Consider the following 18,053-nt stretch of genomic DNA (forward strand, 5'->3'; position numbering starts at 1 on the left):
TGCTTTGCTTTACTTTCGGGAACTGAAAACGCTGATGCCCTCATCGAGAAGCGCCAGCCCGGCCACCGAGCCGATGGGCCAGTGCTGCATGGCGCCAAGGCCTGCACTGCGCACCGTGACGACCTGGCGGGCCGTCTTCGGAACATCCACATCCACGAAGGTATTGATGTGGTCACCCTGGAAGACGTGGTGGATCACCGTGCCGCTCAGGACCGAACCGGCATGCAGCCCCTCCAGCAGGATGTGCTCCGGGCGGACGTAGACGTCCAGCCTCTCGCCTTCGTGCGACGCATCCACCAATCGGGCCTGCGGAAGGTTGAGGTAGCCGGAGCCCAGGCGCAGCTGGATCTCGTGGGCGGTCCTGCCGTGGTAGTGCGCCGGCAGGATGTTCACGTCGCCCAGAAAGGACGCCACGAACGGGTCCTGCGGATTCCGGTACAGGTCGGCCGGCGATGCGATCTGGCGGATGACACCGGCCGACATCACGGCGATGCGGTCCGACATGGCCAGCGCCTCGCCCTGGTCGTGGGTGACGAAGACCGTGGTCAGGCCCAGGCGGCGCTGGATCTCGCGGATCTCGACCTGCATCGAGCCGCGCAAGCTCTTGTCCAGGGCCGAGAAGGGCTCGTCGAGCAGCAGCACCTTGGGCTGGATGATCAGTGCTCGCGCCAGCGCCACACGTTGCTGCTGGCCGCCGGAGAGTTCGCGCGGCTTGCGGTGCCCCAGGCCAGTGAGCTTGACCATGGCCATCGCTTCCTTGACGCGCTGGGCCACCTCGTCCTTGGGCACGCCCCGCATCCGCAGGCCATAGCCGATGTTGCGCTCCACGGTCATATGCGGAAAGAGCGCGTAGTTCTGGAAGACGATGCCGATCTGCCGCTTGTGCGGCGGTTCGCTGGTCACCGGCTGGCCCTCGATGAAGATCTCGCCGCTGTCGGCCTCGGCAAAGCCCGCGATCAGGTTGAGCAGCGTCGTCTTGCCGCAGCCCGACGGACCCAGCAGGGTCAGGAATTCGCCACGCTTGATCTTCAGCGAGACCTCGTGCAACACGGTCTGGTCGTGGTACTTCTTGACCACGCCTTCCAGGCTGACGGCTGTGTCGGCCTGCGGATGCGAAAGGCTGGGCTGCGCTGCAGGGTCGGAGTGGACTACTTTCATGCCCGAACGATAAGTCATTGGTCCGCGACCGGGTCTTTGCCGAAATTGATGCGGCCCCTCGGAAAAACGAAAGGCCTCGATGGCCGCGGGGCACAGGCCATTGCGAGAGCCTTTCGAGAGCCTTGCGCGCAGCGCTTTGCTTTTTCCTAAGCCCTGAGTCCGAAAACTGTGATTCTCAAATGCGGCGTGCTTCTTCAGACTCGCCGGCATCGATGACTGGTGTCTCCAGGTTGCCTGGCGACGTGCATCAGTGGCGATTTTCTTTAGGAACCTCAAATGTCAGTGGAAAAAATCAATACCTTGGTGGTCGGCGCTGGTCAGGCGGGCATTGCGATGAGTGAGCACCTTTCGCAGATGGGTGTGCCGCATGTGGTGCTGGAGCGCAGTCGGATCGCGGAACGTTGGCGTTCGGAGCGTTGGGACTCCCTGGTCGCGAATGGCCCCGCCTGGCATGACCGTTTTCCAGGACTGAAGTTCGACGATGTCTCGCCGGAGTCATTTCCGCCGAAAGAGCGCATGGCGCAATATTTCGAAGACTACGCCGCCATGCTGAAGGCGCCCGTGCGTACCGGTGTCGAGGTCAAGCAGGTGGAGCGCCACGTGGGTCGCCCGGGCTTCAAGGTGACGACCTCCGAGGGTGTCATCGAAGCGACCAACGTCGTTTCGGCCACCGGTCCTTTTCAGATTCCGGCCTATCCGAAGATCGTTCCTGAAACCGACAGGATTCAGCAGTTGCATTCCTCGGCGTACAAGAACCCGGGCCAGTTGCGAGAAGGCGCCGTGCTGGTCGTGGGTGCGGGTGCCTCCGGCTCGCAGATTGCCGAGGAACTGCGAAAGGCGGGCAAGACGGTCTATCTCTCGGTGGGCGAGCACTACCGCCCGCCGCGTTCCTATCGTGGCCGCGACTACTGCTGGTGGCTGGGTGCCCTGGGCCTGTGGGATGAGGTCAAGATCAAGCCCAAAAAGCAGCACGTCGCGTTCGCCGTCAGCGGCTACGAGGGTGGCAAGACGGTCGATTTTCGCCGCCTTGCGCACATGGGCGTGACGCTGGTGGGCCTGACCAAGACCTACCAGGACGGCGTCATCGCGTTCGAAGAAGGCCTGGCCATGAATGTCGCAGAAGGCGACCAGGCGTACTTCGATGTGTTGCGCGAAGCGGATGCCTATATCGAGCAGAACGGCTTGCCCTTTGCGCCGGAGCCCGAAGCCTGGGAACTGTTGCCGGATCCGGACTGTCTCAAGGAACCGATCATGAGCCTGGATCTCGAAAAGGCCGGCATCACGACCATTCTCTGGGCGACCGGATTCGCGTTCGACTACAGCTGGCTGAAGGTGAATGCCTTCGATGAAAAGGGCGCGCCTTTTCACAAGCGGGGCATTTCCGCCGAGAGCGGCATCTATTTCCTGGGATTGCCGAACCTGGTCAACCGCGCGTCATCCTTCATCTATGGCGTGTGGCACGACGCGAAATACATCGCCGACCATATCGCAATCCAGGACGGGTACATGTCATACGGCAAACCCTGAGCCTGCATGGCCGAGATCACCTGCATCGAAGACCTGCGCCGCCTGGCGAGGAAACGTGTGCCGCGAATGTTCTACGACTACGTGGATGGCGGCTCGTGGACCGAATATACCTACCGTGCCAATGAAGAGGATTTCCGGAAAATCGAGTTTCGCCAGCGCGTGGCGGTGGACATCACCGATCGCAGCACCGCCAGCACCATGGTGGGCCAGCCGGTCCGCATGCCGGTGGCGATCGCGCCCACCGGCCTGACCGGCATGCAGCATGCCGATGGTGAAATCCTGGCGGCGCGCGCAGCGCAGAAGTTCGGCATACCGTTCACCCTCTCGACCATGAGCATCTGCCCGATCGAGGCGGTGGCCGAGGCGACCGGTCGCCATCCGTTCTGGTTTCAGCTCTATGTGCTGCGCGACCGGACCTTCGTGGAAGGCCTGATCGAGAGGGCCCGGAACGCCAACTGTTCCGCGCTCGTGGTCACCATGGACCTGCAGGTCTTCGGACAGCGGCACAAGGACAAGAAGAACGGCCTGTCCACGCCCCCTCGGCCGACCCTGCGAAACCTCGTGAACCTGGCGAGCAAGCCGCGCTGGTGCTGGAACATGCTGGGCACGCGGCATCGCCATTTCGGCAACATCGTCGGGCACGCGAAGGGCGTGGACAGCATCGGCTCGCTGGTGGAGTGGACCCGGGATCAGTTCGATCCGCGCCTGTCCTGGCAAGACGTCGAATGGATCAAGAGGCGCTGGAAAGGCAAGCTGATCGTCAAGGGCATCCAGGATCCCGAGGATGCGCGGCTGGCGGTGGAAAGCGGAGCCGATGCCATCGTGGTGTCCAACCATGGCGGGCGGCAGCTGGACGGCGCCTCCTCTTCGATCTCGACCTTGCCACGCATCGTGGAGGCCGTCGGACACCGGGTGGAGGTTCATATGGATGGCGGCATCCGCTCGGGGCAGGATGTGTTGAAGGCGATCGCGCTCGGGGCGCGCGGGACCTATATCGGCCGCGCCATGATGTACGGCCTGGGCGCCCTGGGAGAGAAAGGCGTTGCCACTGCCTTGCACCTCATCCAGAACGAACTCGATCTCTCCATGGCCTTCTGCGGCAAGACGGATATCCGCGGGGTCGACCGCGGAATCCTGCGCATGCGCTGAGGCTTACTGGCAGAGGAAGTCGACGAGGCCGGCCAGCATCCGGTCGCAGGCTTCGATCTGCGACAGTTCCACGTATTCGTCGGCCTTGTGCGCCACCTCGATGCTGCCGGGGCCGCAGACCAGCACCGGGGTTTCGCGCCAGCTCTGCTTGAACAAGCCGCCCTCGGTTCCGTAGTCGACCTTGGTGCAGGGCGTGCCGGGGGGCAGCAAGGCGCTGAGCAGGCCGACGGCCGGTGAATCCTCGGGCGTGCTCAGGCTGGGATAGCTGTTGGTCAGCTGGATGTTCGGCAAGGGGGCCTCGGGATGCACCGCATCGGCCGCCACGCGGTCGACCAGGCGTTGGAGCACGCGGGCCAGGATCTCCTCGGGCTGGTCCTGCGAGACATTGCGAATCTCGAAGCTGAGCTCGCATTCGCTGGGCACGATGTTCAGGGCCCGGCCGCCGTGGATCACGCCGACGTGGACCGTGGAGTAGGGCACGCCGTAGCCATGCTCGCGGGGCCCGGTTTCGGACAGTTCGCGCTGCACCTCGCGCACCGATGCGACGAGGTCGCTGGCCATGTGGACGGCGTTGATGAACTGGGGCGCCAAGCCCGAATGGCCCGCCTGGCCGCAGCATAGCGCCCGGTAGGCGGACTTGCCTTTGTGGCCCGTGCCGATACGCATCAGGGTGGGCTCGCCGACGACGCAAAGGTACGGGGCGGGGAGGTTGTTCTCGAGTCGGCGCAGCAGGTGGCGCACGCCGACGCAGCCGATCTCTTCGTCGAAGGACAGGGCCAGTTGCAGGGGCCGCTTCAGCGGTCGCCGGGCCGCAGCCACCATGGCGGTGATTGCGCAGGCGACGAAGCCCTTCATGTCGGCCGAGCCGCGTCCGTAGATGCGGCCGTCCTTGTGCGTGGCTTCGAAGGGCGGCGAGGTCCAGGGCTGGCCGTCCACGGGCACCACGTCGGTGTGGCCAGAGAGCAGGACACCTGGGATGCCTTGCGGACCCACCGTGGCGAACAGGTTGGTCCTGCTGCCGTCTTGCGGATCCGGTGCGAGGGTGGATTCGATGCCGGCCTCCGTCAGGACCTCCTGCACCTTGTGGATGAGCCCGATGTTCGGCTTCAGGGAAACCGAGGGGAAGGCAATCAGGGTTTCCAGCAGCGAGATGCTGGACATGTTTGCAGAACTTGCTTGATCCATGGCAATGCGTTGGGCGCTTCAGGGCGCCGTGACGTGGGGGTCGAAGAAACTCGCAGCGCTCATGCCGGGGATGTACTGGTCGGAGATGTAGGCGCGGCAGCGCTCCATGAAGACGCGGGTCAATCGCGACTGCTTCATCGGCTTGTACGTTGCCAGGCCAAGCTGCATCGGGCGATGGGTGCCGGCCAGACGCACACGCACCATGCGTTTGCCGTCGAGCGCCTGGTTCGATTTGGGCCGCACGTTGAACAGCGCATACCCGATGCCGTTGGCCACCATGGACCGCACCACTTCCTCGGACCGCGAGCGCGCCACGATGTTCGCCGTGACGCCGGCCGTGGCAAAAAGCGAGGTGAAATACTCCCGGCTCATTGGCAGATCCAGCAGCACGTAGGGCTGGGCTGCCAGCTCCTCGAACGTGACGGCCTTCTCCTGCGCCAACGGATGCAGTTCGCTCACCAGCACATACGGCGGCAGCGTCGCCAGGGTTTCGAACTCGATGTCGTCGCCCAGGTGCAGGTCGTAGGTGATCGCCAGGTCGATCTCGAGCGCACGGAGCTTGTTCATCAAGACCACCTGGTCACCTTCGACCATCTCCACTCCGACCTTCTCGAACGCTCGGGAGAATCCGAAGATGACCTCCGGCGCGATCATGGCGGTGAGCGACTGGAAGCTACCCACCCGCAAGGCACCCTGCATGACATCGCTCGAATCCGAGGCGATTTCATACAGGCGGGAGGACTGGTCCAGCACATCTTCGCACTGTCGCAGCACCAGGGTGCCGATGGCGGTCAGCCCCAGTCCCTTGGAAGGATGGCGGACGAACAACTGCACGTTCAGTTCGGACTCGAGATGCGCAATGGCCGCGGAGATCGAGGGCGAGGAGATATGGATCTGTGCCGACGCAGCGGCGATGCTGCCGTATTTCGCGGTGGCGACGAAATACTCCATCTGACGCAAGGAAACGCGATTGAGCATGTCGAGGAAGAGAAGAAGCCGTGGATCGGCGCGGGGCGCAAACGGCCCAGTGTACCGGCGGCCCTTCAGAGGTCTCCAGGCACCCCGAAGCTGGGGGCGGCGCGCGGATCGAGCGCCCGCGTGATGTAGGCCTGCAGCTGCGGTTCGTAGACCTTCCAGGTGCCGTAGAGGGCCTGCACCGGGTCGAGCTCCACCCAGTCCAGCCGCAGATCCACGATGGGCCAATTCTGGTCCGCGTAGACCAGCAGGCCAGCCGAATGCACAGGGCCTTCCTCGCCACCGGCCGCCTGGCCGGCGAGCATGGCCTGCATCAGGCGTTCGGCCAGCGGGCCTTCGGCGCTCTCGAATGCCGAGAGCATCGCCTGGGGCACCTCGCGTGTGAGCAGCATGTTGCCGGCGCAGGCCGCATGGGTGCCGACCACGCTGGCCAGAGTGCCGAGCGCCTTGGCCCCGGTGAAAACCACCGGCGGGTTCGACGCATCGATGGCCATCACCTGGCGGTAGTCGATGAAGGGGCGCTTTTGCAGCTCGGCCAGCGCCTGCGCCGGCGTCAGTCCGCTGGCGAGCAGGTCCAGGGCGAGCGGGCCCAGATCCGGATCGGTGATGTTCTGGCTGGCGGCGGCGCCCACGTGCGTGCGGCCGCGGATGCAGCGCGCGGCGACCGCGGGGGAGGACGAGGCCACGGCGGCACCGAACTGCCCGGTGGCGGGGCAGCGCGCGATGATGGAGAACGTCATGGGGGCTCAGTCGGGGATCATGGCGGTGGCATCGATTTCCACCAGCCATTCCGGACGGGCCAGGGCAGACACCACGATGCCTGTCGATACCGGGAAAACCCCCTTCAGCCAGCGGCCCACGACGAGATATACGGCCTCGCGGTAACGCGGATCGACGATGTAGATCGTGATCTTGCAGATGTCCTGGAGTTCGCCGCCGGCCTCCTTGAGCAGCATCGCGATGTTCGCCATGGCCTGCTCCGCCTGACCGCTGACATCGCCGATGCAGACGCTCTCGGACGTTTCAAGGTTCTGTCCGATCTGCCCGCGCAGGAAGACGGTGCTGCCTCGGGCGACGACGGCCTGGCACAGGTCGTTGTCGAGCTTCTGTTCCGGGTACGTGACCTTGGTATTGAAAGGGCGAATGCGGGTGTGTTTCATGTTGCTGACGGCGGATGACGGGAATGTCGGCGATGCCGGGAATGGCAATGGTCATCGGCGCCGGCCATCGGTGCCATTTGTTTTTTCCGGGCGACCGTTTAGGAATTTCCGAGCCTTGGCCGCCGACGCCCGCCCATCGGGAAAGTTGAGGCACCTCTAAGTAAAAGGCGACTTGGCCGCAGGTCGCGAGTTCCACATCATCCGGTCGCTGAAGTGAGTGGACAGGGTGCGTGCCTAATGCTTGCATCTCCAGGCGACTCACCGACGGATGGCAGCTCCGACCAACGTTCAACTTTTCAATTTGAGGGTTTTCAATGATTCGCAAGCTTTTGACACTGTGCATGCTTTCCGCCACGCTGGCCGCCACACCGGCCTATTCGCAGGACAACGCCCTGGTGGTGAGCACATGGGGCGGCAGTTTTCGCGACCTCATCGACGAGAACATCGGCAAGGAGTTCACCAAACAAACCGGCGTGCCGGTGAAGTACGTGACCGGCGGCACCATCGACCGCTTGAACAAGGCCAAGCTCGCCTCCAAGCCCGAAAGCGACGTCACGTTCACGACCTCGCATGTCGGCTGGCTCTACGTCAACAGCGATCTGTTCGAGCAGCTCGACAACAGCAAGATCCCGAACGCCAGCCGCCTGGTCGACCACGCCAAGATCAGCCCGTACCACATCGGCAGCTGGGCTTATGTGTATTCCATCGGCTATCGCGCCGACCTGCTGCCGCCCAGCGTCAAATTCGAAAGCTGGAATGACCTGTGGAATCCGGCCCTGAAAGGCAAGATCAGCGCCCCCGACTTCGACCCGAGCCATTTGATTGCGGTTTCTGCCATGCTGTCGGGCGGGGATACCAAGTCCTGGGAAAAGGGTCAGGACAAACTCAAGGCGCTCAAGCCCAACTTCAAGGCCTTCTATACCAACGACGCCAATGCGCAGCAACTGATCGCCACCGGGGAAACGCCCGTAGAGGTCATTCTCTCGATGAACGCATACCACATGGCCAGCCAGGGCGTGCCGATCAAGGTGGTCATGCCCAAGGAAGGCGCGGTGCTTGGCGTTGACACCATGGCCATCATGAAGGGCAGTACCAAGACTGACCTGGCCCACAAGTTCCTGAACATTGCGCTGTCGCCCGAAGTGCAGTCAAAGATCGTGGCTTCGAAGAAGGCCAGCCCGGTCGTCGACAACGCAACGGTTTCGGCCGAAGACGCCAAGCTGCCAGGCGTGTTCACCACCAAGGCACAGTGGGACAGCCAGACCATCGTGATCGACAACAAGCTGCGCGCCGAGAAGACTGCAGAGTGGCGCAAGTGGTTCACCGAAAACATCATGAACTGACCCCGTTGGGGGTTCATCAAGGGGGAGGGTTCTTGCGCCGTTGGGCCGCAGGAATCCTCCCTGGCCGATCAAGTCACTGGAACAAGGTTTAGGAATGCGCTCCGATCTACGGGCCTGGCTGGTATCCCCAGCCGTGATAGTTGCGATGGGCATCACCGTGTCCCTGGCCGCGGTGTTCCAGTTCAGCCTTCGGGCGTTTGTCCCTGGCTCACTGGATGTCGGCGGGCTGACCTTCGCCAACTTCACGGGCATGGGCAAGTCGATCTATCTCGATGCCTTTGCCAATACCTTGCTGCTGAGCGTGGAGACGACGGTCTTCTCGCTGCTCGCCGCCTATCCCCTGGCCTACGCCCTCGTTCGTGTGAAGAACCGGGCTCTCAAATCCTTCATCCTGATCGTTTCGATCACGCCGCTGTTTCTGGGTGAAATCGTCCGGACCTACTCGTGGATCGCCGTCCTGGGCAGCAATGGCTTCATCAACGGCACCTTGCGAAAGCTCGGCCTGATCGAATGGCCATTCGAACTCATGTTCACCCACTTGGGCGTGCTCGTCGCGCTGGTGCACGTGACGATTCCCGTGGTGGTCCTGATGCTCGCTACGGCGATCTCGCACATCAACCGCGACTACGAAAAGGCCGCGCAAAGCCTGGGCGCGGGCCCCGTCAAGACGTTCGTCACGGTCACGCTGCCTCTTTCAATGCCGGGCATTCTGGCCAGCATCACGACCGCCTTTGCCTGGACTTTCAGTGCTTTTGCGACGCCTCAGATGATCGGCGGAGGCCGCGTTCCCACGGTCTCGACCCTGGTCTACCAACTCGGCTTTTCCTCCATGAATTTTCCGCTGGCAGCCAGCCTGAGTGTGATGGGGCTGCTGATGACGACCGCGGCGCTCTTTGCCTTGGGACTCTTGACGAAGCGCCTGAAGGCCTTTGGAGGACACTGAAATGAAGATCCGAAGTTCCCTGCCCCTGCCGCTGCGTGTGGCCGGGCCGCTGCTGATCGCCATCCTGCTTGCATTCGTCTTGTTGCCGGTGGTAGTGGTGACGATCGCCGCATTCAACGAAAAGGCGATCCTTGCTTTTCCGCCTGAGTCGTATTCGCTCAAGTGGTTTGCGCGGGTGTTCAGCTATCCGGATTTCCAGGAAGGATTTCGCTCAAGCATGGTCGTCACCGGATGGTCTTCTTTCCTGGCTTTGGTGATCGGGACCTGTCTTTCCATCGCCGTGAAGCGGTTGGAATTCAGTGGCAAGCAGCTCCTCCTCGCAATCCTGCATTCGCCGCTGGTGGTGCCGCATTTCACGTTGGGGCTGGGCCTGCTCATCCTGGTGTCGCAGACCTCGGTGCAACGTGGATACGGCATCGTCATCCTGTGCCACGTCATGCTGGTGCTGCCCTTTGTGCTCCGGAGCGTCTATGTCTCCATGGAGAACCTGGACGAACGGCTTGAACAGGCGGCGGCCAGTCTGGGCGCGTCGCCGGTGAAGGTGCTCTTCACCGTCACGGTTCCGCTTCTGGCTCCGGGACTCTTCGGTGGATGGCTGTTCGCCGCCATCATGTCATTCAGCGAATTCACCGCATCGCTTTTCGTGACGACACAGGACACGCAGACGCTGCCGGTGGCCATGTACAACTACGTTCGGGAGTTTGCCGACCCGACCCTGGCGGCGCTCTCCGCTGTCTACATCGCGGTGACGGCAGCTCTGCTTGCGTTTGCCAACTATTTTCTGGGCTTGGGGAAGATCCTCAACATCGAGGACAGCCAATAGTGCGGTGCGCGTGAAGTCATGGAACTTATCTGCCCGGCATGCTCGAATCGACCAGCGCGTCGTGGCTGAACCTGGTCGAGCGCTTCTTCCGCAACGTCGACGACAAGCGCATCCGGCGCGCTCGACGGCGAGTTGTTGAACAGGTAGAGCGAGGGAATGCGCGGGTGCGCGACGATGGCCAAATTCTTCAACTGCTCGCGCCCACCGGCCGTGGCCAATGAGGCATTGCAATGCCATGGCATCGGGTTCATCGAAGAGAACCCGATGGTCCGCATCTACCGGGAGGCACCGCTCAACAGCGTTTGGGAAGGTGCGGCCAACATAATGTGCATGGATGTGCATGGATGTGCGCCGCGCCATGCGCAAGGACACCAGTTGCTGGGAAGCTTTGTTGGCAGACATGCAAAGCGTACGGGGGCAGAGCAAGGTGTACGACGCCTTTGTGCAGCGCTTGCCGGCGCTGGTGGAAGGCATGTTAGAAGACGAGTTCCTGGCACGGCCAGCCAGCGAAGCACTGTCTCGGGCGATACAGGGGGCCGAACTGTTGCGCCACTCCACGCCGGAGGTCATTGACGTTTTCATGGCGACCCGCCTGGGCGGCTCCGCTGGCAGCTGGGGCGCGATGTTCGGAACGATGGGAGCGGCCGTCAGCAAGGCACAAGCAGACACGATCGTTGATCGAGCGCAAGTGATGCGTTGACCGAATTGAAGGCTGAATCGCCCGTGTTTCAAGGAAGCTCCATCTCTCGAGAAGACGGGCGGCGTTGGAGCCTGCGGCTGAATCGGAAGCCAGCCTCGCGCCAAGCCACCGAAGCGGCACTACGCAGGAACCGCATCGAGGCTGGCGTGGCTGCATCTGCCGGCCGGCGCGTGGGCCGGCTGGGTGGTGTCGGCAGGCTGGATCTGCCCGCTGACGCCGATCGAGAACGCGTTGCGCCGCAGCGCCGGCGAAGCCGGTTCCCGCCTCAGCGGCGCACGGTGCCCATCAGCGCCAGCAGCGACAGCCCGACGACGCCGCTGCCGAATGTCATCGCGGTGCGCACGATGTCGCCCTGGTGCGCGACGTCATAGCCGGCCAGCATCGCCGGCAGCCCCATCGCCAGGTAGGCGATCACGAACAGCACGGACAGCACGCCGGCCCGCTCCTGCGGCGCGATCAGCGCGACCACGCTGCGCAGCGCGCCCTGGAAGCCGGTCCCGAAGCCCAGCCCGGCGATCGCGCTGCCGACCAGGAACAGCAGCACCGAGTGGAACGAGATCGCCGTCATGACGATCGCCATCCCGGCGATCAGCGCCAGCGAGCCGAGCCGCATCAGCGCCCTCGGCGAAGCCTCGCGGATCAGGAACACCGCCAGCGCACCGCTGCCGGCCAGCACGAACAGCGCCAGCCCGCCGAGCAGCACCGAGGTGGTGCCCGAGAAGCTGCGGATCAGCGTCGGGCCCAGCGAGGCGTAGAAGCCGGCCATGGCCCAGACCGCGACCAGCGCCGGCGCCGCCAGCAGCAGCGGGCCCCGCACCGCGGGCGGCACGGCCAGCCGCGGCTTCAGCGAGGCCAGCGCACCGGGCCGCGCGGGCGCGCTCTCTTCCATGAAGAAGACCGCGACGCCCTGCAGCACGAAGACGACGCCGAGCAGGGCATAGACCAGATGCATCGGGGCCGGCAGGTACTGGATCATGAGCCCGGCCACCAGGCCGCCGGCGGCGGTCCCCATCATCGGTGCCACCGAGTTCGCGATCGCGCCCCGGCCCTTGTCGATGTCGAGCAGGCCGGCGCCGGCCGCCGCGATGGCGGCACCGGCGGACAGGCCCTGGACCACCCGCGCCAGCAACAGGTCCGGCAGGCCGTGGGCGGTCGCGAACACCCACATGCTCAGCGCCTGGGCCGCGGCGGCGCCGATCAGGATCGGCCGGCGCCCCACGTGGTCCGACAGCCGGCCGGCGACCAGCAGCGCGGACAGCACCGCGAGCGCATAGATGCCGAAGGCCAGCGTGAGCATCGTGGCCGAGAAGCCCCACTGCTTCTGGTAGATGGCATAGAAGGGCGTCGGCGCGCTCGATCCGGCCAGGAAACCCAGCGTCATCGAGGCCTGCAGCAGGAAGGCGGCGTTCGACGACAGGCGGCGCCGGGCCTGCGGCGGTGCGGCGAGAGCGGTCGGGCAAAGGGATGACATGGCGGGCTCCGAAAAACCATACAGACCGATCTGTCTGGCTCTTGCAGTGTACAGACCGGTCTGGTAATGTCAAGCCCATGGAAACGAAACAATCAGTGGCTCCGGAACGCCGCTCGGCGCGCGAGCGCCTGCTGGCGGCGGCAGACGAGCTCTTCTACGAAGGCAGCATCCACACGGTCGGCATCGAGCGCGTGATCGAGCGCGCGGGCGTCGCCAAGGCCTCGCTCTACGACTGCTTCGGCAGCAAGGAGGCGCTGATTCGCGCCTACCTGCAGGCGCGGCAGGAGGCCCGCGAGGCGCGCATCGGCGCCAGGATCGCGGCCGGTGCGACGCCGCGCGATCGCCTGCTCGCCGTCTTCGACGCGATGGAGGACGTGATGGCCGCGCCCGGGTTCCGGGGCTGCGCCTTCAATCGGGCGGCGGCCGAGTCGAAGCCGGGCACACCGGTCAAGGCCGCCTGCGACGACGCCCGTGGATGGATGAAAGCGCTGTTCACCGGCTTGGCCCGGGATGCCGGCGCCGCCGATCCCGACCACCTGGCGACCCAACTGGTGCTGCTTTACGACGGCGCATCGGTTTCCGGCCAGTTGGGGGCGGGCAGCAGCGCCGCGGTCGCGGCGCGCGAGATGGCGGCGCTGATGCTGGATGCGGCGACGTCGAGCGGCCGCGCCAAGCCGAAGCCCAGAGCCGCGGCGCAGCCCGGCGCGCCTTGCTGACGATCGTCATCTCGCGATCGTTGGCGGTCAGCTCGAATCATCGCGCGGGCGCGGTGTCGAGGCCTGCGGCTGGATCAGAAGCCAGCCTCGCGCCAAGCCACCGAAGCCGCGTTGCGCAGGAAGCGCATCGCCGGCACCTCCCACTGCCCGGCGATCGCGACGCGGCCGCGCCACGCCGGGTTGGCGGCAGGCAGGGCCTGGTCGGCGTCCAGCACCACTCGGTAGACCGCGTGTTCCGGGTACAGCGTGTCTCGCGCGGGCGCGCAGGTCCAACTCCGCGGAAGACAGGCGCAGCAGTGGCTGGCCCGGCGGCACCGCCTGTCCGTTGGCGACGAGCAGTGCGTCCAGCACGGCATGCGCCGGGGCGTAGAGGGCCCCAGCCGGTTGTGCGGCTGCAACAGGCCGGAGGTGCGGACGTGGTCCGGCCACGGCACGAAAAAAATGAACACCAGCAGCGCCGCCAGCAAGGCGCTGCGGCGGGCGCGGCGCCTTGCTGGCGGCGCCTTTGCGGCGCACGGAGCCTCCTCGCCCAGCGAGCGGCTGCACGGGCAACGCTTCCAAACCAGACGCGAGGCCAAGGATGAGGCCCTGGCGTGGCTGCTCTGGTACAACCGTGCTCGACTTCACTCACGCTGGCCTGCGTCAGCCCGATGCAGTTCGAGCAGGACCGGCTTGCCACTCAACCGAAACAAGCCGAGTCATGGGCTCAGTGATCGGCTACGGATTCCAGGGGGAACAGTCACACCTCTCTGGTTTTGCAGTCCGTGCTCCTCACCAGCGTTCAAGAGGAAAGTCTAATGCGTGGTGCCTCGATGCAATAGAAACGCGACCATCCAATTAGGGAATTTACGCAGGAAATGTCAAAAAAAACAGTCGGTCAAATAAGTAGACTGCCGCAGATTCTGGATAAATCAGCTGAGCTTTTCGCGACGAACGGCTATCGCGGAACGTCAATCCGGGACATCATGAATGCGTTGGGGATGCCATCCGGCTCCCTTTATTACCATTTCTCCTCCAAAGAAGATTTATTGGCTGCGGTCTATAAAGTGGGGGTGCAACACGTCATCGATTCAGTTGAACGCGCAATAACTGGGGAGCAGGACCCCTGGATTCGCCTGGAAAAAGCCTGCACCGCCCATCTTCAGGCCATCCTTGAAGACAACAGCTATGCCCAGGTCATTTCCAAGATCATGCCCGAAGACGTCCCTGGCGACACGGAGAGACTCACCGAGTTGCGAGACGAGTATGAAATGATCTTTGTCCGGGTGATCCGAGATCTGGAGCTCCCCCCAGAAATCAACAGAAAATCACTGAGATTGCTGCTGCTCGGGGGCCTCAATTGGTCTCGCATCTGGTACAGATCGGAACGGGATTTGCCCGCAGCCATTGCGACAGAATTTGTGGAAATAATCAAAAGAGGCCTCTCGACTTGAGTCGAGAATTTGCATCTTGATGACTGTGTAGAGCCAAGAGGCTGCTTCTCGCCGGTCTGAGGCGAGGCATGTCCACCACGAGAAGAAGTCAGTGCTCGAGTACCTGCGCACACCGGCGGTCGAGCCGCCCAGTTGGCGAGGTGCAGAAGGTCGTTCATAGCCGGGATCCGGCTCTTGGGCGGCCGATGGTCGAGGGCAGCGTGGGGCCGATGCCCCTTGCATGGTGGATGAAGGGCCCGGCTCGCACGGTGCTCGCCACTCCCGGATAAAGGCAGTCAACCGCGTGCAGCCGCCTCGTACCCCGCATCGGCGGGCTGCCGGCGCGAAGCCCTCGCGTCTAACCCACAACCTCCTTGCGAGGAAGGCGTCGAACCCCTCACTCAGCGAGCAGCGAGTCCATGCGGCTGGCGCTTCAACCTAGGGATTTTACCTAACAAGCGTTTGGTACTGCGTCTGCTATTCTGCCAGCACGTCGACATTCGAGAGAAGTCTGATGGCGCATGAAAATATGCAGAAACGCCTTTTTTTGATGAAAAATGGAGATCTGGATGAGCAAATATTTTTCAAGAATAATTGCAAGCATGTCATTGCCATTGGTCATTTGCGGCGCAGCAAATGCTCAAATTTCAGACAAGGTCATCAAGATCGGCTTTATCACCGACATGTCCAGCGCCTACGCCGACATCGACGGAAAAGKCGGGGTCGAGGCCATTAAATTGGCAATCGCAGATGCTGCACCGACCTTGAAAGGGGTGAAGGTGGAGTTGCTGACTGCAGACCATCAGCACAAGGCGGACATCGCGTCGTCGAAGGCTCGAGAATGGTTCGATCGCGAAGGGCTTGATGTACTGATTGGCGGAACGAATTCCGCGACGACTTTGGCAATGGCTCAAGTCGCGTTGGAAAAAAAGAAACCGTTCATCGCGGTGGGTGGCGGGACAACCCGACTGACCAACGAGGAATGCTCGCCGTACACAATTCACTACGCATACGACACTGCGGCGGTCGCGAGAACAACTGCAAATGCGGTCGTAGCCCTTGGTGGAAAAACTTGGTACTTCCTGGCGGCCGACTATGCCTATGGCGCATCTCTGCAAAAGGAGACAAGTGACGTCGTAGTGGCGCATGGCGGCACAGTATTAGGGAGTGTCAAGCATCCACTCTCTGCACCTGATTTCTCTTCTTTTCTATTGCAGGCACAAACATCAAAAGCGCAAGTTCTTGCCTTCGCCAACGCGGGATCCGATCTCATTTCGTCAATCAAGGGCGCCAAAGATTTTGGACTAACCAAAACAATGATGCTGGCCGCACCATTGATGTTCGAGACCGACGTCAATGCTCTTGGATTGGCCACAACTCAAGGCATGTATACCAGTTCCGCTTGGTATTGGGACACCAATGAAGCCACACGGGCGTGGGCGAAGCGCTTCTTTGCGGTCGTCAAACGCCAGCCTACGTTTCTGCATGCTGCTGACTATTCGGCAACTCGATTCTACCTCGAATCTGTTTCAGCAGCTGGCACGGACGATGGCGACAAGGTGATGGAAAAAATGAAGTCGACTCGCGTGAACGATATGTTTGCCGAAGATGCTTACATCCGTCCTGATGGGCGACTCAACAAGGATATGTTCTTGCTTCAGGTCAAGAGGCCGGATGAATCGAAATATCCATGGGATGTTTTCAAAATCGTGAAAAAACTCCCGGGAGAAGAAGTGCTCATCAGGAAATCAGAATCAAAATGCCAGTACTGGAAATAGCCAAATGCGGGCATGCATATGATTCAAATAAATCATCATTCGACAATTGGCCAGATTTTCAGAGAAGCCGTGAAAATCCATGGCTCGAATTTGTTTTTGATGGCTCCGAGGAATGAAAATCGGACATACCACTCAGAAGGTTATTCGATTACCTACCTGGAAGCAGAAAGAGAAATTGATCGATTGATTGCCTCTTATTCTCGCGCAGGTTATGGATCTGGGCACCGTGTCGGGCTTGATCTGGAGAATCGCCCAGAACATCTTCTCCACAAGATCGCTCTTAATTCTCTTGGGATTTGCTGCATCCCGTTGAATTCCGAATATCGCGAAAACGAGCTTCAATATGTCGTCGAACATTCGAAGCCAGATCTTGTCGTCGCAGCCTCCAGTCGAATTCATTTCGTCAAGTCAGCCATATCAGGGCCCATGCCGGTTTGCCTGGCTGACGAAGTTGGTTTTGCGTTGCCAAACCCGGTAAAAACTGCAAGTCAAAGCCCGATTTCCTCTGATATGCCAGCGAGCATCTTATACACGTCGGGAACCACGGGGCGCCCAAAAGGTTGCGTACTGACGCACAATTACGAACTCGAATCGGGCGCATGGTATTTGACGCGAGGTGGAGTCTCGACGTTTCAAGAAGGCAAGGATCGTTTGTATAACCCATTGCCGCTATACCATGTCAATGCATCCGTCTTCTCGTTTTTCTGCATTCTGCTTTCCGGGAATTGTCAAATTCAGGGCGATCGATTTCATCCCAATCGATGGTGGAAGGAGGTGAATGAGTGCGAGGCGACGGTCATTCACTATCTGGGGGTCATCGTTCCGATGCTGCTCAACCAAGCATCATCCAATTTTGACAATGCACACAAAGTGCGTTTCKGAATCGGTGCAGGCGTGGAGGCAACTTTGCATCAAAAATTCGAGGACCGTTTCGGATTTCCTCTTGTCGAAGTCTGGGGGATGACCGAAGTCGTTGGCGGCATTTTTGACAATGCCCCTCCGCGATCGGTAGGCACGCGAGCTTTCGGAAGAATCCCGTCATCCGGGTTGGAAGCGCGAATCGTCGATGCGAACGATTCGCCTGTCCCATCGGGCACTACTGGAGAGCTGACGGTGCGCTACTCGGAGGCGACACCTCGCCGGCGATTTTTCAGTGAGTATCTTGATGATCCCGTGGCGACGGAACACGCTTGGCGTGGTGGCTGGTTCCACACGGGCGATCTGGTTCGGCAAACCTCGGACGGAATATTTCATTTTGTCGACAGAAGCAAAAACATCATCAGGCGATCTGGAGAAAATATCGCCGCAACGGAGATAGAGGAGGTGCTGCAAAGCCATCCTCTTGTTCGCCAGGCGACCGTCATTGCCGTCAAGGATGAGATTCGTGAAGAAGAGGTTTATGCATGCGTCGTAACGAATTCCGTGGCCGGCAGCGAAAAGATTGCCAAAGATCTGTTCAATTTTTGCGTCGAAAAATTGAGCTATTTCAAGGCGCCAGGCTATATCTGGTTCACAAACGAAATCCCGAAAAGCGGAACGCAAAAGATTCAGAAGTATTTGATTTTCAAGAGCGAGTGCGACCCTAGGGAAGTCAAAGGTGTCTTCGATTTTAGAGACCTAAAAACTCGCAAGTCAAATACCCGGAAGGCGGCCGGGATTTAATTCTTAAAAACAGAATTCGAGCAAATTTATATATATGGCCTTCTCTAATAT

The 18,053-nt window shown here is 61.5% G+C and carries 18 protein-coding genes and 3 pseudogenes; 14 read left to right on the forward strand and 7 right to left on the reverse strand.

Annotated elements, in window-relative coordinates; genetic code table 11:
• Positions 1 to 9 precede the first annotated feature (9 nt).
• Positions 10 to 1,158 (reverse strand): ABC transporter ATP-binding protein, encoded by a 1,149-nt coding sequence (locus tag AC1D2O_RS31610; protein WP_478158472.1) that lies wholly within the window; start codon positions 1,156 to 1,158, stop codon positions 10 to 12.
• Positions 1,159 to 1,434: 276 nt separating this feature from the next.
• Here AC1D2O_RS31610 and AC1D2O_RS31615 point away from each other — a divergent pair, with 276 nt between their 5' ends.
• Together AC1D2O_RS31615 and AC1D2O_RS31620 are read left to right on the forward strand one after the other, a co-directional pair.
• Positions 1,435 to 2,685 (forward strand): flavin-containing monooxygenase, encoded by a 1,251-nt coding sequence (locus AC1D2O_RS31615; protein WP_477650343.1) that lies wholly within the window; start codon positions 1,435 to 1,437, stop codon positions 2,683 to 2,685.
• A 6-nt stretch (positions 2,686 to 2,691) separates the two neighbouring features.
• Complete coding sequence (locus AC1D2O_RS31620; protein WP_477650344.1) at positions 2,692 to 3,834, forward strand: alpha-hydroxy acid oxidase; 1,143 nt, start codon at positions 2,692 to 2,694, stop codon at positions 3,832 to 3,834.
• 3 nt (positions 3,835 to 3,837) lie between these two features.
• On the opposite strand, the gene argE is transcribed toward AC1D2O_RS31620, so the two are convergent.
• The 4 genes from argE to AC1D2O_RS31640 form a co-directional block, all read right to left on the reverse strand.
• Complete coding sequence (gene argE, locus AC1D2O_RS31625; protein ID WP_477650345.1) at positions 3,838 to 4,995, reverse strand: acetylornithine deacetylase; 1,158 nt, start codon at positions 4,993 to 4,995, stop codon at positions 3,838 to 3,840.
• Between the two features lie 42 nt (positions 4,996 to 5,037).
• On the reverse strand, positions 5,038 to 5,997 hold the full coding sequence (locus tag AC1D2O_RS31630; protein ID WP_478158473.1) for a LysR substrate-binding domain-containing protein: 960 nt from the start codon (positions 5,995 to 5,997) through the stop codon (positions 5,038 to 5,040).
• A gap of 65 nt (positions 5,998 to 6,062) precedes the next feature.
• Complete coding sequence (locus AC1D2O_RS31635) at positions 6,063 to 6,734, reverse strand: DUF1028 domain-containing protein (RefSeq protein ID WP_478158474.1); 672 nt, start codon at positions 6,732 to 6,734, stop codon at positions 6,063 to 6,065.
• 6 nt (positions 6,735 to 6,740) lie between these two features.
• Positions 6,741 to 7,154 (reverse strand): RidA family protein, encoded by a 414-nt coding sequence (locus AC1D2O_RS31640; protein WP_477650555.1) that lies wholly within the window; start codon positions 7,152 to 7,154, stop codon positions 6,741 to 6,743.
• Between the two features lie 314 nt (positions 7,155 to 7,468).
• Between AC1D2O_RS31640 and AC1D2O_RS31645 the strand changes: the two genes are divergently transcribed.
• The 7 genes and pseudogenes from AC1D2O_RS31645 to AC1D2O_RS31675 all read left to right on the forward strand — a co-directional run.
• Positions 7,469 to 8,497 (forward strand): ABC transporter substrate-binding protein, encoded by a 1,029-nt coding sequence (locus AC1D2O_RS31645; protein WP_477650556.1) that lies wholly within the window; start codon positions 7,469 to 7,471, stop codon positions 8,495 to 8,497.
• 94 nt (positions 8,498 to 8,591) lie between these two features.
• Complete coding sequence (locus tag AC1D2O_RS31650) at positions 8,592 to 9,440, forward strand: ABC transporter permease (protein WP_478158475.1); 849 nt, start codon at positions 8,592 to 8,594, stop codon at positions 9,438 to 9,440.
• A gap of 1 nt (position 9,441) precedes the next feature.
• Positions 9,442 to 10,263 carry an ABC transporter permease gene (locus AC1D2O_RS31655; RefSeq protein WP_478158476.1) on the forward strand — a complete coding sequence of 274 codons (822 nt, stop codon included), beginning with the start codon at positions 9,442 to 9,444 and terminating at the stop codon, positions 10,261 to 10,263.
• A 38-nt stretch (positions 10,264 to 10,301) separates the two neighbouring features.
• Positions 10,302 to 10,484: a hypothetical protein gene (locus tag AC1D2O_RS31660; protein WP_478093928.1), complete on the forward strand. Its 183-nt coding sequence runs from the start codon at positions 10,302 to 10,304 to the stop codon at positions 10,482 to 10,484.
• Positions 10,438 to 10,542: pseudogene (locus AC1D2O_RS31665) on the forward strand (hypothetical protein); the annotation flags it as partial. The gene AC1D2O_RS31660 and the pseudogene AC1D2O_RS31665, both read left to right, overlap by 47 nt.
• A gap of 61 nt (positions 10,543 to 10,603) precedes the next feature.
• The gene (locus AC1D2O_RS31670; protein ID WP_478158482.1) at positions 10,604 to 10,963 is read left to right on the forward strand and encodes a hypothetical protein; all 360 of its coding nucleotides are present in this window, start codon (positions 10,604 to 10,606) and stop codon (positions 10,961 to 10,963) included.
• Between the two features lie 141 nt (positions 10,964 to 11,104).
• A pseudogene (locus AC1D2O_RS31675) lies at positions 11,105 to 11,209 on the forward strand (DUF2784 family protein); the annotation flags it as partial.
• A 19-nt stretch (positions 11,210 to 11,228) separates the two neighbouring features.
• On the opposite strand, the gene AC1D2O_RS31680 reads toward AC1D2O_RS31675, so the two are convergent.
• A complete protein-coding gene (locus AC1D2O_RS31680) occupies positions 11,229 to 12,434 on the reverse strand; it encodes an MFS transporter (protein WP_478158477.1) in 1,206 nt (401 codons plus the stop codon).
• A gap of 77 nt (positions 12,435 to 12,511) precedes the next feature.
• Here AC1D2O_RS31680 and AC1D2O_RS31685 point away from each other — a divergent pair, with 77 nt between their 5' ends.
• Positions 12,512 to 13,150 carry a TetR/AcrR family transcriptional regulator gene (locus AC1D2O_RS31685; RefSeq protein ID WP_478158478.1) on the forward strand — a complete coding sequence of 213 codons (639 nt, stop codon included), beginning with the start codon at positions 12,512 to 12,514 and terminating at the stop codon, positions 13,148 to 13,150.
• Positions 13,151 to 13,224: 74 nt separating this feature from the next.
• Here AC1D2O_RS31685 and AC1D2O_RS31690 read toward each other — a convergent pair whose 3' ends face one another.
• Positions 13,225 to 13,368, reverse strand: a complete 144-nt coding sequence (locus tag AC1D2O_RS31690) for a hypothetical protein (protein ID WP_478158479.1) — start codon at positions 13,366 to 13,368, stop codon at positions 13,225 to 13,227.
• 316 nt (positions 13,369 to 13,684) lie between these two features.
• Between AC1D2O_RS31690 and AC1D2O_RS31695 the strand changes: the two are divergent.
• From AC1D2O_RS31695 to AC1D2O_RS31710, 4 genes and pseudogenes are all read left to right on the forward strand, one after another.
• Positions 13,685 to 13,863 (forward strand): annotated as a pseudogene (locus AC1D2O_RS31695) (IS3 family transposase); the annotation flags it as partial.
• A 144-nt stretch (positions 13,864 to 14,007) separates the two neighbouring features.
• Positions 14,008 to 14,583 (forward strand): TetR/AcrR family transcriptional regulator, encoded by a 576-nt coding sequence (locus AC1D2O_RS31700; protein ID WP_477650800.1) that lies wholly within the window; start codon positions 14,008 to 14,010, stop codon positions 14,581 to 14,583.
• Positions 14,584 to 15,131: 548 nt separating this feature from the next.
• Complete coding sequence (locus AC1D2O_RS31705; protein WP_478158480.1) at positions 15,132 to 16,340, forward strand: ABC transporter substrate-binding protein; 1,209 nt, start codon at positions 15,132 to 15,134, stop codon at positions 16,338 to 16,340.
• Positions 16,341 to 16,352: 12 nt separating this feature from the next.
• Positions 16,353 to 18,002 carry an AMP-binding protein gene (locus tag AC1D2O_RS31710; protein ID WP_478158481.1) on the forward strand — a complete coding sequence of 550 codons (1,650 nt, stop codon included), beginning with the start codon at positions 16,353 to 16,355 and terminating at the stop codon, positions 18,000 to 18,002.
• The last annotated feature ends 51 nt before the right edge of the window (positions 18,003 to 18,053 follow it).

Source organism: Variovorax sp. P1_G12 (genome assembly GCF_056405555.1).